General features: G+C 41.6%; 15 protein-coding genes. 7 read left to right on the top strand and 8 right to left on the bottom strand.

The window, feature by feature from the left end; all coding sequences use genetic code 11:
* Nucleotides 1-161: 161 nt before the first annotated feature.
* On the bottom strand, nt 162-608 hold the full coding sequence (locus VUI23_RS08080) for a MaoC family dehydratase (RefSeq protein WP_342807710.1): 447 nt from the start codon (nt 606-608) through the stop codon (nt 162-164).
* A gap of 153 nt (nt 609-761) precedes the next feature.
* On the opposite strand from VUI23_RS08080, the gene VUI23_RS08075 reads away from it, so the two are divergent.
* From VUI23_RS08075 to VUI23_RS08065, 3 genes are all read left to right on the top strand, one after another.
* The gene (locus tag VUI23_RS08075; protein WP_216049533.1) at nt 762-1,664 is read left to right on the top strand and encodes a LysR family transcriptional regulator; all 903 of its coding nucleotides are present in this window, start codon (nt 762-764) and stop codon (nt 1,662-1,664) included.
* A gap of 222 nt (nt 1,665-1,886) precedes the next feature.
* Entirely contained in the window at nt 1,887-2,282 is a 396-nt protein-coding gene (locus tag VUI23_RS08070) for a DUF3718 domain-containing protein (protein WP_216049532.1), read from the top strand.
* A gap of 396 nt (nt 2,283-2,678) precedes the next feature.
* Nucleotides 2,679-3,074 (top strand): DUF3718 domain-containing protein, encoded by a 396-nt coding sequence (locus VUI23_RS08065; protein WP_303499675.1) that lies wholly within the window; start codon nt 2,679-2,681, stop codon nt 3,072-3,074.
* Between the two features lie 167 nt (nt 3,075-3,241).
* Here VUI23_RS08065 and VUI23_RS08060 read toward each other — a convergent pair whose 3' ends face one another.
* The 4 genes from VUI23_RS08060 to VUI23_RS08045 form a co-directional block, all read right to left on the bottom strand.
* Complete coding sequence (locus VUI23_RS08060; protein WP_303499676.1) at nt 3,242-4,141, bottom strand: alpha/beta hydrolase; 900 nt, start codon at nt 4,139-4,141, stop codon at nt 3,242-3,244.
* 104 nt (nt 4,142-4,245) lie between these two features.
* Nucleotides 4,246-6,045 (bottom strand): acyl-CoA dehydrogenase C-terminal domain-containing protein, encoded by a 1,800-nt coding sequence (locus VUI23_RS08055; protein WP_216049529.1) that lies wholly within the window; start codon nt 6,043-6,045, stop codon nt 4,246-4,248.
* 24 nt (nt 6,046-6,069) lie between these two features.
* Nucleotides 6,070-7,251, bottom strand: coding sequence for an acetyl-CoA C-acyltransferase (locus tag VUI23_RS08050; protein ID WP_216049528.1), 1,182 nt, complete (start codon nt 7,249-7,251; stop codon nt 6,070-6,072).
* Between the two features lie 37 nt (nt 7,252-7,288).
* On the bottom strand, nt 7,289-9,409 hold the full coding sequence (locus VUI23_RS08045) for a 3-hydroxyacyl-CoA dehydrogenase NAD-binding domain-containing protein (protein WP_216049527.1): 2,121 nt from the start codon (nt 9,407-9,409) through the stop codon (nt 7,289-7,291).
* 372 nt (nt 9,410-9,781) lie between these two features.
* Here VUI23_RS08045 and VUI23_RS08040 point away from each other — a divergent pair, with 372 nt between their 5' ends.
* The 4 genes from VUI23_RS08040 (at nt 9,782) to VUI23_RS08025 (ending at nt 13,567) form a co-directional block, all read left to right on the top strand.
* A complete protein-coding gene (locus tag VUI23_RS08040) occupies nt 9,782-10,549 on the top strand; it encodes a glucose 1-dehydrogenase (protein WP_303499678.1) in 768 nt (255 codons plus the stop codon).
* Between the two features lie 230 nt (nt 10,550-10,779).
* On the top strand, nt 10,780-12,423 hold the full coding sequence (locus VUI23_RS08035) for a long-chain-fatty-acid--CoA ligase (protein WP_216049525.1): 1,644 nt from the start codon (nt 10,780-10,782) through the stop codon (nt 12,421-12,423).
* A 165-nt stretch (nt 12,424-12,588) separates the two neighbouring features.
* Nucleotides 12,589-13,134: a hypothetical protein gene (locus VUI23_RS08030; RefSeq protein WP_216049524.1), complete on the top strand. Its 546-nt coding sequence runs from the start codon at nt 12,589-12,591 to the stop codon at nt 13,132-13,134.
* 37 nt (nt 13,135-13,171) lie between these two features.
* Nucleotides 13,172-13,567: a DUF3718 domain-containing protein gene (locus VUI23_RS08025; protein ID WP_252729330.1), complete on the top strand. Its 396-nt coding sequence runs from the start codon at nt 13,172-13,174 to the stop codon at nt 13,565-13,567.
* Here VUI23_RS08025 and VUI23_RS08020 read toward each other — a convergent pair.
* From VUI23_RS08020 to VUI23_RS08010, 3 genes are all read right to left on the bottom strand, one after another.
* A complete protein-coding gene (locus tag VUI23_RS08020; protein ID WP_342807708.1) occupies nt 13,564-14,523 on the bottom strand; it encodes a hypothetical protein in 960 nt (319 codons plus the stop codon). The two genes, VUI23_RS08025 and VUI23_RS08020, sit on opposite strands and share 4 nt — an antisense overlap.
* Nucleotides 14,524-14,628: 105 nt before the next feature.
* Nucleotides 14,629-15,603, bottom strand: a complete 975-nt coding sequence (locus tag VUI23_RS08015) for an NADPH:quinone oxidoreductase family protein (RefSeq protein WP_216049522.1) — start codon at nt 15,601-15,603, stop codon at nt 14,629-14,631.
* On the bottom strand, nt 15,600-16,610 hold the full coding sequence (locus tag VUI23_RS08010; RefSeq protein WP_303499813.1) for a phosphotransferase: 1,011 nt from the start codon (nt 16,608-16,610) through the stop codon (nt 15,600-15,602). The genes VUI23_RS08015 and VUI23_RS08010 overlap by 4 nt, the downstream gene beginning before the upstream one ends.
* Between the last annotated feature and the right edge of the window lie 42 nt (nt 16,611-16,652).

The following is a 16,652-nucleotide window of genomic DNA, read 5'->3' as shown; positions in this document are numbered from 1 at the left end:
TCTCACTTGATAGTTTTTAATTTTTGTTTTGGGCTAGCGATTTCCCGCAGCCTCCCACAAATAGTAGGGGGATAATCGCTCCATGTAAATTTACTGTTACTTATATGTTAACATTTGCTAAATATATGGCCCTACCAGTCGATAGACAGGTAGACCAGATACTACTGAACTAGAAGCATCAGAAACTTTCCAATCATGGCCGGTTTTTCTCTGTTTTCAATTTCTACTTGGGTGTTAAACCTATATAGAACGCCTGTGGGTTTAACCGTCTTAGATTCCAATGAGACGTGATACCGAATCCGATCATTCACTCTGACTGGCTCTAAAAAACGTAGCGTATCGATACCATAATTCAGCAAAGTTTGCGTTGCAGAGTTCAATTCAATTAATTGATAAAATGCATTTGGCATTAACGCCGTTGACAATAATCCGTGGGCAATAGGCACCCCAAACGGACTCTCTTTTTCACACCGGGTTTTATCCACATGTATCCATTGATGATCATTTGTTGAATCGGCAAATTTATTAATTGTTTCTTGATCAATAGTAATCCAATTAGTCTCGCCTAAATTATCGCCTTCTACTAAATCTATTAAAGCTTTTGACATGTATCACCTTCATTTATTTACATTAATTAACAAATATTTTAAATCTTACCAACCTAACCACTATTAATGAAATGAATGTTATGTATAATGTTCTATCATGATTTTTAATAAATTATCCATCTTGGTTATGTGAAATTTAAATATAGGATCCATATGAATTTAAATCGAATTGACTTGAATTTGTTTGCTGTTTTTGATGCGATTTATACCGCTGGCAGTCTTACCAAAGCAGCAGATGTTTTATGTATTACCCAACCAGCCGTTAGTAACTCCCTTGCTCGATTGCGGGATATGTTGAATGACCCATTGTTCGTGCGTACGGGTCATAGTATGACCCCTACTCCAGTCGCTCAAAATATTATTGGACCTGCTAGGGATGCACTCTCATTGTTAAGAAAAAGTGTGCAAGACAGCCATACTTTTAATCCTGAAACAGCTGAAAAAACCTTTCACTTTGCCACCCGAGATCTTTTTGAAGCGAGTTTAATGCCCAGGCTACTTGCCAATTTGCAAACCAGAGCCCCTAAAATAGCAATAACGAATTTTGAACTGTCTCGAAATGCGGTCGTGTCCGCGATGGCAAGTGGTAGTTTAGATTTCTTTGCTGACTCATCAACCTTCACTGATCCACACTTGTGCAAACATCAATTTGCCCAAGATAGATTTGTGGTGATGGCACGGAAAAATCACCCAGATTTGCGTAATGGTATTGATTTAGAAACATTTTTGCGACTCGGCCAAGTCAATGTATCCCATCGACGCAGCGATCCCGGCCCAATTGAATTAGCATTAGACAAAATTGGTAAACGACGCAAAATAGTATTGCGTGGCCAACATTTTTTGACTATTCCCAGTATCATAGTAAAAACAGATTTGATTGCGTGTATTCCCTATCACCTCGCAAAACACTATGACCTGTCATTTTATGAAATGCCCTTTGAAGTTCCATTGGTAGAACACTATCTGTATTGGCACGTAAGCGCAGATCATGACCATGCGCACATTTGGATGCGGGAACAGATTTTAGAAGTGGCCCGCCAATTTAACCACCACTAATACACACTTGACTAGATTCCAACTCCCTAAAAACTACGGGAGTTGGATTGTTAAATTTGGGATTTCCCCGCATATTCTCGTGACATCCCTTATCATTGGCAATGTATAAGGCTCTATACCTTAGTATCAACAGTTAGATTTTAACTGGTGTAAAACCCGCGTTTAATCAACCCCGTCAAACGCAGACACAACAATTAATTTTATTTACTGAGGAATTTAGCCATGTTGAAAATTGTTAAAACTTCTATCGCCATCGCAGCCACGTCTTTAATATTAACGGGAACCGCCCAAGCAGATATTAACGATGCTTTGCAGAACATTTGCACTATTGTAAAAACCGATGATAAGGGTGAGCTTCGTAAGAAGATGAAAAAAGTGCAGTCAGATTACAGACTAAAATTAAAAGATTATTACGCCGGTGTGTCCTGTGGCGGGAACAGTCTAATACGCACAGCCATGTTAAGTGATGCTGTTGAAACGGGCACATTAATGGTTAAAAAAATGCCAAAATCTGATTTAACTACTCCTGAAAAGGACGGTAAAACATTACAAGCTTGGATAGCAGAAAATGGCTTAGATGCCTCACCTATTTCTGCCGTGATCAAAGATCGCATCTAAAGACTTTTTATAAAGAACTAAACCAGTTCAACATGGTAAGTAGACGTGCGCTGTCTACATCCTCGGAAAACAGCCTCATTTGAGGCTGTTTTTCGTTATTAGTAACGGATTTATTAAGCTCAAATTTTTAATCCAAAACTCAAGTTATTGCCGTCTGAAGATCGAAATAATTTTCGCTAGATATACACACCTCAAAAAAGTAAAAATGCGTTTTCACAGACTTTTAAAATTAAATATTAATCATATATATCAGTATTTTAGGCAATCTCACCTACTTTATGGTATAGCTTCAAATACCTAAGTATCAAGGCGCAGATTTTAATGTGCCGTGAAATCGTTTTTAATTAATCCCGTCAAAACGTGAACCAAAAATTTTAACTACTGAGGAATTTAACCATGTTGAAAATTGTTAAAACTTCTATCGCCATCGCAGCCACTTCTTTGTTACTTACGGGTACAGCCCAAGCAGATATTAATGATGCTTTGCAAAATATTTGCACCATCGTGAAAACTGATGACAAAGGTGAGCTTCGCAAGAAGATGAAAAAAGTACAATCTGACTACAGATTAAAATTAAAAGACTATTACACAGGTGTATCCTGCGACGGAAACAGCCTAATCCGCACAGCAATGTTAAGTGACGCCATTGAAACGGGTACGCTTATGGTGAAAAAAATGCCAAAGTCAGACCTAACCTCTCCAGAGAGTGATGGAAAAACATTGCAAGCATGGATAGCAGAGAATGGCTTAGATGCTTCTCCTATCTCAGCGGTGATTAAAGATCGCATCTAAGGACTTTACTTAGAACTGAACCAGTTCAACATGGTAAGTAGGCAGGGCGCTGCCTACGTCCTCGGGAAACAGCCTCTTTTGAGGCTGTTTTTCGTTTAATCAAACAAAATATGAATATTGATAAACAACGTTACATACTAGTAATAGCGTCTATAGCCCAAGGCTGACTAACCTAAAAAACGTTCAATTTGCTCATTTACCTGTTGAGGATATTGGTGATGCAACCAGTGATTTGCATTCTCAAACCTAACCACTTTTAGATTGGGCACATAATCATCTAAACCATTTAATATCTCAGGAACAAACGCTAAATCACGAATCCCCCACAGCACTAATGTTGGTACATTGATTCTTATATTAGGGATCTTCATCTTTTGTGTATCTTTAACAGGCCCAGAAGCATGCCCATTAGTATTAACTGGTGCTAACTGAGGCATGACTCGATAGTAATTTAACATTGCATCTAAAACCCCAGAGATTTGCCAACTTTGTTGGTATTCCAATATTTCTGCAGGGGTCAAAGCAGAATTACCATTTTCATCCAAGAACATATCTTTTAAAAAGCGAAAATCATCTTCTGATACTTTTTCAATCGCATCAGATGCAATAAGTTGATGTATGTAGCCGCTTTTTTCTCGTTGCACTTGATTACTTATCATTTCACGGGTAAAAGTGCTCGGGTGAGCTGCGTTTAAAATCACTAAACTGGAAAACAAATCTGCATGAAAAGCCACAAGTGGCCAGGCGATTGCCCCACCCCAATCGTGGGCAATAAGTGAAACAGGCTGTCCTGCAGCAACAAAAGTTACAAACCTACTCAACACTTCGACTAAATTAGTAACTTGATAAAATTCTATATCGTTTGGCTTAGATGATTGATTATAACCCGGAAGATCAGGGGCAATCACTCGGTAGTGTTTACAGAAGTGGGTTATTTGATTTCGCCAGGTTCGCCAATTTTCTGGAAAACCGTGTAAAAATATCAGAGTTCCCTTGGGAGCGTCACAATCACACATTTCTACATAATGAATGTAGCAGTCATCAATTTGGGCGAGTTTACTTTGCATAGACGTATCCAAAATTTTGCTTAGTTCAGAGTAAATAAAAAAGCGGATGAAATATCATCCGCTTTTATCAAACATAAACCTGTGTAGTCTAACCAAGTTTACTATTAGTCAATCATGAAATAATCAACTGGCATGCTCATTAAGTTTTCAGAGCCGGTTTCTATTGCCGAAGCATGAGAACGCGTGCGTGAAAGTAATCGAGCAAAGTAGAAACCAGCAGTTTTCAGTTTTGCTTCGTAGAACGCAACTTCTGAAGTTCCTTCATCTAACTTTTGCTGGGCAACGACAGCCATTTTAAGCCATAGGTAGCCAACAATAATGTAGCCAGAATACATTAAGTAGTCCACAGACGCTGCGCCCACTTCATCAGGATTTCCGGCTGCACGTTTGGCTATTTCCTGAGTCATTTGAGACCACTCATCAATGTGTGATTCAATTGCATTAGACCAAGCATTAAATTGTGATTTATCTCTTACACTCAAGCAATATTCTTGAACTTCCTTAATAAAGGTTTTCAGCAATTCGCCATTGGAACCAAGAATTTTACGCCCCAACAAATCGATAGCTTGAATACCGGTCGTTCCTTCATACATAGTACAGATTCGAGTATCACGGGCTAGTTGCTCCATTCCCCACTCTTTGATGAATCCGTGTCCGCCATATACTTGCATACCATAACTGGTTGTCTCTTGAGCGGTTTCCGTTAAGAAAGCCTTAACAATCGGTGTTAATAAAGCAAGCTTAGCTTCAGCTACTTGTTTTTCTTCTTCATTTTCACTGTATAGAGTGATATCCACCATTTGCATACAGTAAATTGCCAGAGCGCGATTGCCCTCAGCAAAGGCTTTTTGGGTCAACAACATACGACGAACATCTGGATGAACGATAATTGGATCTGCAGGACCTTCTGGATTAACTGGACCTTTTGTAGAACGGAACTGCAATCTATCTTTGGCGTAGGCTAATGCACCTTGGAACGCAGCTTCGGTGCCAGCTAGACCTTCCAAACCAGTACCGATTCTAGCGGTGTTCATAAAGGTGAACATGCAGTTCAAACCGCGGTTTGGAGGACCAATTAGATATCCCTTAGCGTTATCAAAGTTGATAACACAAGTGGCACTGGCTTTGATCCCCATTTTGTGTTCAATAGAACCACATGCAACGTTATTGCGGTCAAGAACTTCACTTTGCTCATTTACGTTGAACTTAGGCACAACGAAAAGAGAAATACCTTTCGTTCCTGCAGGCGCATCTGGTAAACGGGCTAGAACGATATGCACAATGTTTTCAGAAAAATCATGCTCACCGGCAGAAATAAATATTTTAGTTCCAGTCAGGCTATAAGTACCATCATCATTTGGTACAGCTTTGGTTTTCAACATCCCCAAATCTGAACCACAATGGGACTCAGTCAAACACATAGTCCCTGTCCAACGACCTTCAATAAGAGGTGGCAAGAAAGTTTGTTTCTGTTCGTCGGTACCGTGACTAGTAATTGTAGCGATACACCCCTGACTCAAGCCAGGATACATAGCCCACGAATGGTTTGCACCAGATGTCCACTCAGCAATAGCTGAGGCCAATGAGTACGGTAATGCTTGACCACCGTATTCCACTGGGTGGGTCATCGAAGGCCAACCACCCTCGCAATAGGTTTTGTATGCTTCTTTGAAACCAGGAGGGGTTGTGACATTACCGTCTTCCCACTTACACCCAACTTCATCACCAATTGCATTAATTGGTGCTAAAACATTTTCTGTAAACTTTGCCGCTTCGGCGGTAATAGCTTCGACCATTTCAGGGTTTGCATCTTCAAAACCTAATTTTTCATAATGCTTTTCGAAACCAAGCAGTTCGTTCATAACGAACAAGGTATCACGTACCGGAGATTTATAATTTTGCATATTTTTTACTACCTTTATTATTCTTTAATACACTTCAAATAAGCCGGCCGCGCCCATTCCGCCGCCTATACACATGGTGCAAACTACGTATTTCGCACCTCTACGCTTACCTTCAATCAACGCATGTCCAACCATACGTGCGCCACTCATTCCGTAAGGGTGACCAATCGACACAGCGCCGCCATTTACATTCAGTAATTCAGCAGGAATGCCAAGGGTTTTCTGGCAATAAAGCACTTGCACGGCAAATGCTTCATTCAATTCCCAAAGGCCAATATCTTCTATTTTCAAACCATGTTGCTTCAGCAGTTTGGGGATAGCGAAAACGGGACCAATACCCATTTCATCTGGTTCACAACCAGCCACAGCAATTCCTCTATACGCGCCAAGGGGGGTAAGGTTTAATTGCTCAGCTAATTTACTGTCCATCATAACGCTGGCTGATGCACCGTCAGATAGTTGGCTAGCATTACCCGCAGTAATACAACCACCTTCAATGACCGGTTTAAGGCTATTTAGTCCCTCTAGGGTAGTCTCAGCTCGGTTTCCCTCATCCTTAGTCAGAGTCACCTCTTCTAGGCTCTGCTCTTTTGTTTCTTTGTTGACGACAACTTTTGTTGCTGTAACTGGCACTATTTCATCATCAAACTTACCGGCTTGTTGTGCCGCTGCAGTGCGCATTTGACTTTGATAGGCATATTCATCTTGTTCATCACGGCCAATACCATAACGATTAGCAACCACTTCTGCGGTTTGTAACATTGGCATATAGATATCTTTGTGTTTGGCAACTAAGGCTTTGTCTACCGCACGATACATATTCATTTTGTCGTTCTGAACTAAACTGATTGAGTCCAATCCACCGGCAACCATAACGGGCACATTATCGGTGATAATGTGTTTTGCCGCAGTTGCAATAGCGTACATACCTGAACTACATTGGCGATCTAACGTCATGCCACCAACAGTAACGGGTAAGCCACCAGCAAGGGCACCTAAACGACCAATATTCATTCCACCAGAACCCTGAGTAAGGGCACTACCTAAAATAACGTCATCGACACTTGCTGGATCAATACCCGCTTTTTTAACCGCTGCGCTAATTGCGTGACCAGCCAAACTCGGCGCTTCTAGATTATTAAAGGCACCGCGATAAGCTCTGCCAATTGGTGTACGTGCTGTTGAAACAATAACTGCTTCTTTCATAATCAATCCTTAAATTCTTTACAATGTTTATAGTTCTTTACTTACGGAAGTCAGAAAATCGCTTGCCTTGTTCAGCCAATTTTTTCAGCAAAGGCGCTGGTTCAAACCACGCTTTCCCGTATTCACCCAACTCATCACGATATTTACACATCGCGGCATACACTTTATCTAAACCAATTTCATCAGCGTATTGCATTGGGCCACCACGATGGACAGGGAATCCGTATCCATATACATAAATAACGTCGATATCACTGGATTTGGCAGCAATGCCCTCTTCCAAAATATGTGCACCTTCGTTAATTAATGTGAAAATACATCTCTCAAGTATTTCTTGATCACTATGCTGACGTTGCTCCACGCCTAAACGCTCAGCTTCTTGTTTAGCAATTTCTGCTACGTCGGGATCCAAAATGGGCTTTCTGTTACCCTGCTCATAAAGATAAACACCTTTACCCACTTTTAACCCTACACGACCGTCTTCAACCAAACGATCGGCTACTACGGCATAACTAGGATCATGAGCAATATGTTCTTGTCGAGATTGACGAACAAAATAACCTATGTCTAGACCTGCCATGTCGCCCATAGTGAATGGCCCCATAGGCAATCCAAAATCATAAATGACTTTATCTACATGCTCTGGGGAAGCGCCCTCTAACATCATTCGGTTAGATTCACGTCCGTAAGGTTCAATCATGCGGTTGCCGACAAAACCAAAACAAACGCCAACCAATACCGCAACTTTGCGAATTTTCTTAGCTAATTGCATACTCGTTTTGATTACATCAGCCGAGGTTTTTTCACCCTTAACCACTTCTAGCAGTTTCATCACGTTTGCCGGACTGAAAAAGTGCAAACCAATCACGTCTTCAGGTCTCGATGTACAAGCGGCTATTTCATTCACATCCAAAGTAGAGGTATTGGATGCCAAAATAGCACCTGGTTTACACACGGCATCAAGTTGAGTGAAAACTTGCTTTTTCACGTCCATCTTTTCAAATACAGCTTCGATTACTAGATCAACATCCGCTAGACCAGCATATTCAGTGGTGCCTTGTAGCAAGGCCATACGAGCTTCAACGTCTTGTTGACTGAGCTTGCCTTTTTTCGCAGAGTTTTCGTAGTTACGACGAATAACGCCTAGCCCTTTATCAAGAGCCTCTTGCTTAAGTTCAAGCATAACCACAGGGATACCAGCATTGGCAAAATTCATTGCGATCCCGCCACCCATGGTGCCAGCACCAATAATACCGACCTTTTTAATTTCTCGAACTGGGGTGTTTTTGTCGAAATCAGAAACGTGTCCTGCAGCTCTTTCCGCAAAGAAAAAATGCTGTTGAGCTCTTGCTTGTGGAGATTTCATGCACTCCATAAACAATTCGCCTTCTTTTTCGAGGCCTTTTTCTAAAGGCAAACTAACGGCGGCCTCGACGGCTTGAATACATCTTTCTGGAGAGAAAAATCCGCGGGCTTGTTTGGCAATACCTTGACGATATTGAGCAAACAACTCTGCCGGAGCAGTCGCTGGGTCGATTTCAATATCTTTCACTCGTTTAATTGAACAACCGTCTTTAATCAGAGCAGTGATAAATGCGAGACTTTCGTTTAGTAAGTTGGCTGGCTGCTCAACAATTAAGTCAAAAACTCCAGTCACTGCGGATGCTTTAACCGGTTTACCAGAAACTATCATGTCCAATGCTTTTGCCACGCCGGCTAAACGAGGTAAACGCTGAGTACCACCTGCACCAGGCAGAATTCCTAGGTTAACTTCTGGCAAGCCAATTTTATTATCTGCAAAAGTAATTCTGTAATGACAGGCCAAAGCGACTTCCAGTCCACCACCAAAAGCTGGACCATTTAACACTGCAATGATTGGCTTGTTAGCATTCTCAATCAAATCCAGTACTACCGGTAACAACGGCTCCATGTCTCCTGAGGAAAATTCACTGATATCTGCCCCGCCAGAAAATAATCCTAACTGAGAGGAAATGGCAATTGCTTTGATACTTGAATCGTCCAAGGCCCTTTTTATTTCATCAATTAGTCCTACACGTACCGACTTCGATAATGCATTAACAGGCGGGTTTTGCATCATAACTAAGGCAATCTCACCTTGATTTTGACTTACTACAGCAGCAGATTGTTCAGTGCTCATAAAATCCTCAATTTAAAGATTAATAATTCATTAGAACGCTGATACTAGGCCAGCCCACTCAATCATCCAAATTTATTGATTTTATAATTGCAAATAAATGAAATTGATATATCTGATAGCGGTTGATTTTGTTGATTATAAGGCTAACTGCCCGTAAACAGGGAATTCTTAGATATTGACTTTCGGTTTTGCATCTGATTTTCTAGATACATAGCTTTACATACCGTTAACACAAAAACGTTATTTATCCCTTAGAAAATTAGTTGGTTACAACTCACTTTTGCAGTTAAACACCAACGATACTTCATCCAAGAAGTAAGGTTTGATGGGCTGTAAATATTATTTAAACCATTTTAAAAGAAGGTACATTTTTTGGACTCACTTCTCGATTTTAGCGGCCAAGTGGCCATGATAACAGGAGCTGCCAGTGGATTTGGTCGTTTACTTTCACAGGGCTTGGCAGCTAGGGGTTGTAACTTAGTCATTAGTGACATCAACAGTGAAGAACTTGCGAATACGGTTTCATCCCTTAAATTGGGAGAAAACAAAGTAATATCAATGCTTTGTGATGTAAGCAAAGAAGATCAAGTTAAGGCGATGGTTGATGCTGCAATTGAAAATTTCGGCAGACTCGACATCGGCGTCAACAACGCAGGAATCGCCCATCACTTAACGCCTCTGCATAAAATAGATCAAGCGACAATGGACAGCCAAATGGCGGTAAATGTAAATGGTGTCCTGTTTGGCATGAAGTATCAAATTGAAGCCATGTTAAAACAAGGTTCTGGTCATATTTTGAACCTAAGTTCAATGGCCGGAATCGGTGGTGCTCCAAAAGGAGCAGCTTATGCAGCTGCCAAACATGCGGTGGTAGGTCTAACTCGCACTGCTGCGGTGGAATATGCCAAAAAGGGCATACGCGCAAACGCTATCTGCCCTTTTTATAGTCCGACCAATATCTTAGCGTTAGACGGTTTTGATTCACCAGAAAATCAACAACGCTTAGCACAAGGATCACCGATGCGACGATTGGGCCAACCTCAGGAAATAGTCAACACTATGATACTGATTTTATCTCCTGGAAACTCATATATGAGCGGTCAAACCATCGCGATTGATGGTGCCGTCAGCGCTTGGTAAAAGTAGCGTCAGCGCTTGGTAAAAGTAGCGTCAGCGCTTGGCAACAAATAGCCTAAGCACTTAATAAACATAGCGTCAACGTTTGATGAAAATAGCGTTGACGCCCGGTAAATCAGCGTCATAGCTTGGGGCATTGATTCAATTTTTTAGTAAAAAGCAAACGCTGAACTTTCCGAAAAATAATTTCTCGATTTTAATCACAATCTAGTTAGCTTAATAGGAGCTGATACATGAAAGGACTAATGATGAATACGCAATTGATGATATCGTCAATATTGCGTCATGCTGAAAAAAACTTCCCCACTCGTGAAATAGTATCTGTTACCGCAGACAATCCACGACATCGATATACCTACGCAGATTTTGCCAAACGCACCCGCCAATTAGCCAATGCTTTGGAATCAATGGGAGTTAAATTTGGAGATCGCGTAGGTACATTAGCGTGGAATGATTATCGGCACCTAGAACTTTACTATGCTATTTCTGGCACTGGCATGGTTTGCCATATGATTAATCCAAAACTTTTCCCTGAGCAAGTCAATTACATTATCAACCACGCAGAAGATAAAGTGTTGTTTGTTGATGTATTAGTAATGCCATTAGTTGAAGCCTTGCAGAATCATCTCAAAAGTGTTGAAAAAATTGTGGTGTTGACCGACCGACAACATATGCCAGAAACGACTATTAAAAATGTTATCTGTTACGAGGAGCTCATAGCGCAATTTGATGACAACTATCAATGGCCAGAGTTTGATGAAAATACCGCTGCGGGTATGTGTTACACCTCAGGTACCACAGGTAACCCTAAAGGCGTAGTGTACAGCCACCGTTCAACGGTACTGCACGCCTATGCAGGCTCCTTACCTGATGCAACATGCGCGTCTAGTAACAGCGTTACCCTCCCCATAGTGCCGATGTTCCATGTAAATGCTTGGGGTATTCCCTATGCTGGTGTGATGGTTGGAAGTAAGCTAGTAATGCCGGGGCCTAAAATGGCTGACGGAGAAACATTACAATCCCTAATTGAAAACGAAGGCGTTACCCTCAGCTCTGGTGTCCCCACAATATGGATGGCGTTGTTAGAGTACTTAGATAAAACCGGCAAAAAGATACCCACTTTGAAGTGTGTCACTGCTGGCGGTGCGGCTTGTCCTAGAGGTATCATTGAACGCTTCAAACATGATTATCAAACAGAAGTAAAACAAGGTTGGGGCATGACGGAAATGAGCCCACTAGGTACCTTATTTACCTTAATGCCGGGCATGGAAAACCTCTCCGATGAAGAAGATACTGAACTTCGACTCAAACAAGGTAAAACCGTATTTGGCGTTGAAATGAAAATAGTCGATGACGAAAACAATGAGTTACCTTGGGACGGAGTAGCATTTGGGGCCCTAAAAGTGAAAGGACCGTGGATTGCAACCGGCTACTACGGCATGTCACAAACCCCTGGAGACGATGACTGCCCAGTTGATGAAGATGGTTGGATGAATACCGGTGACGTTGCGACTATAGATCCACAAGGATATTTGCAAATAACCGATAGAACCAAAGATGTGATTAAGTCTGGAGGTGAGTGGATAAGTTCTATCGACATTGAAAATGCCGCTGCAAGTCACCCACAGATAGCCGAAGCGGCGGCAATAGGACGTTACCATCCTAAATGGACAGAACGACCTCTTCTAGTGGTGGTTCAAAATGAAAACGCCAACTTAAGCCGCGATGATGTCATTGATTATTTGAAAGACAAAATCCACAAATGGTCGCTTCCTGAAGATGTTGTATTTGCCAACGAACTTCCGCATACAGCCACCGGAAAACTCAATAAATTGGCATTAAGAGACAACTACAAAGACTACGAATTTCCTCATTAAGCCACTATAAAACGGTATATCATGAAGCAAAGTCTGCTTTGTGATATGCCGCCATCAGGTATAAGTACTCATACCGATGTATCAAGCAATGACTTCCTTTCACCTTCTAAATCACTTTAAATTGAGCTATTAACCGTTTTTTATTCGTTAAAGGCCTTTCCCAGAATGAAAGTATTTACAGTCTCCTTCCTGCTCGTGATTTTTTCATGGTCAGCGAATGCTTCGATCATAGGCACACAAGTCGCTTGTGACATAGAACCTTCAATTTTGTGGGAATGTGATAACAGAATTTCAGTTGCTCAAGAGAACAATAGCGAATTTAATATCCTGTTGATGGGTAACGCGTACTTCAGTGTTAATTTTGAAAGCGACTCATTACTGATCAGTAATCTTCAGAGCAATTTACAGTTGAGAGCAAACGAATTACTGAGCTTTTCTTTGCTGCCTAACCTGTTCTCTGCAAGTGATTTTGATCTCATTACCGCGGTGGTGGGATTTGATGCGTCAGACATTGATTTTGACGGTGAACTCCTAGCGTTTAATTTACATAATACTCGTTGGTCATCGCAAGATTACATATTATTGAACTTCACTAACAATGCAGCAGCAGTGTCAAACGCACCGACTGTTTTACTGTTTTTAATTGGTGTGATAGCGCTTAGAAGTCGCTTACGCACAAGGCAAAAGAGTCTGCTACGTAAAACCACCTAAAACAGCATTCTAAAATTGAAAAAGGGAGAATTCAAATTTGCCAAAAATACTATTTTTTTTGATGTCTATTTTTCTGGCAAATATCGTTTTTGCCACCAAGGCAAAGGCTGATATCAATTCAACTTTGATGAATATATGCACTATCGTGGTTTCCGATGATTCATCAGACTTACGAAATAAAATCGAGGAAGTTAACAAACATTACCGACTAAAGCTGCGACATTATTATAATAGTATTAGTTGTGATGGGCAGAGTTTAATTAGAGCAGCCATAATCAATGATGCCTACCAAACGGCTGAGCTATTAATCAAAAAATTACCAAAATTGAATTTACGTTTGCCAGAATCCGATGGTAAAACATTACAACAATGGATCGATGACAAAAATTTGAGTGACTCCCCCATTGCGATCACTTTATCAAACAAAATCTAAGCGCTATCTTGCAAGTTTTTTAACGTTTCTAAAACCATTTGAGTCGCTTGGGCTTTTTTAAGATCATGCACCCTCGGATATTCTTCTTCTAGCATAGCCAACACCGACATCATGCCCCAATGATAGCCAGAAGATAACACTAAATAGGCAAAATCATTGTGTTTATTTTGCGCTTTTATATCGCTAATTTGAGGTGATAACTTGGATACTTCGTTGCCATAAAGTTCTACGTTTTCAAACTTATTTACTTCAAAAAATAACGATTGATAAGCATCGGTCTGCTGATAGGCGTGACTGTAAACTAATGCATCAAATTGTACATATTGTTGATTAAGCAAAATTTGGAATGCTTTATCACCATTTCGAGCATGCGCTTGTAACCCATTCAGGCTTTTCAATAAAGGCGTATTAAACGAGCGCCAAGCTACTGAGTTACGATATCCTAGGTAAGGGCTATTCAGCCCCCCTACTTTGCCATCACACAACTCTTCACGTATGCCTGGCGATAGGTCGTCGGCGAGTTCAATCTGGCGGGCGTAGCCTTTCGCGTAACTAATACTAAATAGACGATAAGCAAGTTGTGAAACGTCGGCCAAAACATCTTGTTGTTGTTCGGCCGTAAATAAGTTTTCCTGTTCGGCTAGCGTCTTCATCGCCTCGGTAAAAATCGGTTGATTGCGATTATAGGAGTTATCGAGGGTACTGTGGTCTATATCTGCAGAGCACGAATAAGCGATTAAGAGCGCATTCCAATCGGCTAGATTGGTTGCTCTCACATGCACCATAGCTGTAAAAAGATTAACATGTACAAACTGCTCAGCATCATTGAATAACTGATTGTGCTCATCGAGCTCTTGTAATTCGGCTAGGGTAAAGACTCTTTTAGCCGAGCAACCAGTGAGTAATATAATCACTGATAACAATAAAACCAGAAATTGACGCACAGATGTATACATGAATAAATGAGGCCTCAAAGAAATGAGGCCGCAGTGTATTATTTCACTTGCAGGGATTCAAGTATGATGTTTAATCACTTTCCCTGGCTGGCATAGTTAAAGCTTCTAAGGGCGTAGCGCCATTTTACCTTTAACTTCGCGCCCTAGTACTTTATTCAGTGCTTCGTGCGCTCGTTCCAATGGCAAAGTCTCATCAACAATAACTTTGACCTTTCCTTGTAAGTACCAGCTAAGTAGCTCTTTCATGTTGTCTTGGAAATCCTTGGGTTGGTGCTGGGTAAACGATCCCCAAAATACGCCAACCACTGAATATCCTTTCACCAAGGCTAGATTCACCGGAAATTCAGGGATAGTGCCACCAGCAAAACCAACTACCAGCAAACGACCATTCCAACCCATGCTTCTTGAACATGCGTGGAAGGTATCCCCACCAACACATTCATAAACCACGTCAGCACCTTTTCCGCCAGTTGCTTCTTTGAGTGCGGTTTTAAGGTCTTTTTCGGTGTAGTTAATCAGAATGTCTGCACCATTTTGTTTAGCGATATCCAGCTTTTCTTGCGTTGAACAAACGGCAATGACTTTAGCTCCCATCGCTTTGCCTATTTGCACAGCAGCCAAGCCCGTACCTCCAGCGGCACCAGTAACAACTAAGGTTTCACCAGGCTGAATATTGGCTCGCTGTTTCAAAGCATGATGAGCAGTAGCGTGAGCTGTTACTAAAGCGGCACCTTCTTCGTCAGGAATTTCGTCAGGTAAAGGTAAAACATGAGTAGCAGGAACAGCCACTTTTTCAGCATAACCACCTAAGGTGCACAGCGCGATAACGCGGCTCCCCACTTTTAGATGTGAGACTCCCTCACCGATTTCACTGATCACCCCTGCAACTTCGCCACCGGGAATAAATGGAAAGTCAGGTTTGCTCTGATACAGCCCCTGAACTAATAATCCATCTGGAAAGTTCACCCCAGATGCTTTGATATCAACAATAACCTGTCCCTTTCCAGCTTTTGGATCAGGTACATCTTGATAACTTAATTTTTCTACGCTGGCGAATTCCTTACATACTATTGCTTTCATTGATGTTCCTCGATTAATTCTACTGCCATTTTGGCCAACGGCGGCACCATAGCCCCTACTTTGCTGGCTTGTTCATTTGACGCGTTACCTTCTAATGCTCGCTTGGCGACACCTTGTGCTATCGCAGCTAACCGGAAAAAGCTAAAGGCGAGATAGAAAGGCCAATTATCAATTTTTGCTAAGCCTGCACGTTGACAATACCAACTGACAAATTCTTCCTCGCTAGGAATCCCCAAAGCTTGCCTATCAACGCCTCCCAAACCACTGGAATGGCCGATGTGTGCAGGTAAACGTAATTGCATACATTGATAAGCTAAATCAGCCAAGGGGTGTCCTAGGGTGGATAATTCCCAGTCCAAGACGGCAATGATCTGCGCCGATGTTTTCGAAAACATTAAGTTATCTAGACGATAGTCGCCATGCACTAAAGACACCTTTCCATCATCGGCTGGGATATTTTGCTGCAACCAACTAATCAGCTTATCCATATCGGGTATGCTATCTATTTCGGATAATTTGTATTGCTTAGACCAGCGACTGAGTTGCCTATCAAAGTAATTTCCAGGTTTACCGTAATCACTAAGGCCAACACTGTCCACGTCTACGGCATGCAAATCAGCCAACACTTGGCTCATTTGCTGATACATAGCATTACGTTTTTCGTTACTGTCAATCTCAGGCAGGGCACTATTCCAGTACACTGCCCCGTCAACATACTCCATCACATAAAACATACTGCCAATGATGCTAGTGTCTTCGCACAGGTGATAAACCTTGGCAACAGGCACCTTAGTATCTTGCAGTGCGTAAATTACTCTAAACTCGCGATCTACAGCGTGCGCTGATTTGAGTAATTTCCCCGGCGGTTGCCGTCTTAAGACATAATTAGCATCCCCAGCCGTAATCTTGAATGTGGGATTAGATTGCCCGCCGCTAAATTTCTCAGCACTAAACGCACCCGTAAAATCTGTTACGTGAGTGCGGAAGTAAGCCTCTAACGCTTTCATATCAAGTTGCTTCACTGGATCTGGTTTTGTCACTTTAACCTC

Source organism: Alteromonas sp. M12 (assembly GCF_037478005.1).
Lineage (GTDB): Bacteria > Pseudomonadota > Gammaproteobacteria > Enterobacterales > Alteromonadaceae > Aliiglaciecola > Aliiglaciecola lipolytica_A.
The sequence above is the reverse complement of the archived record's forward strand: the minus strand, read 5'-3'. Positions and strand labels throughout refer to the sequence as shown.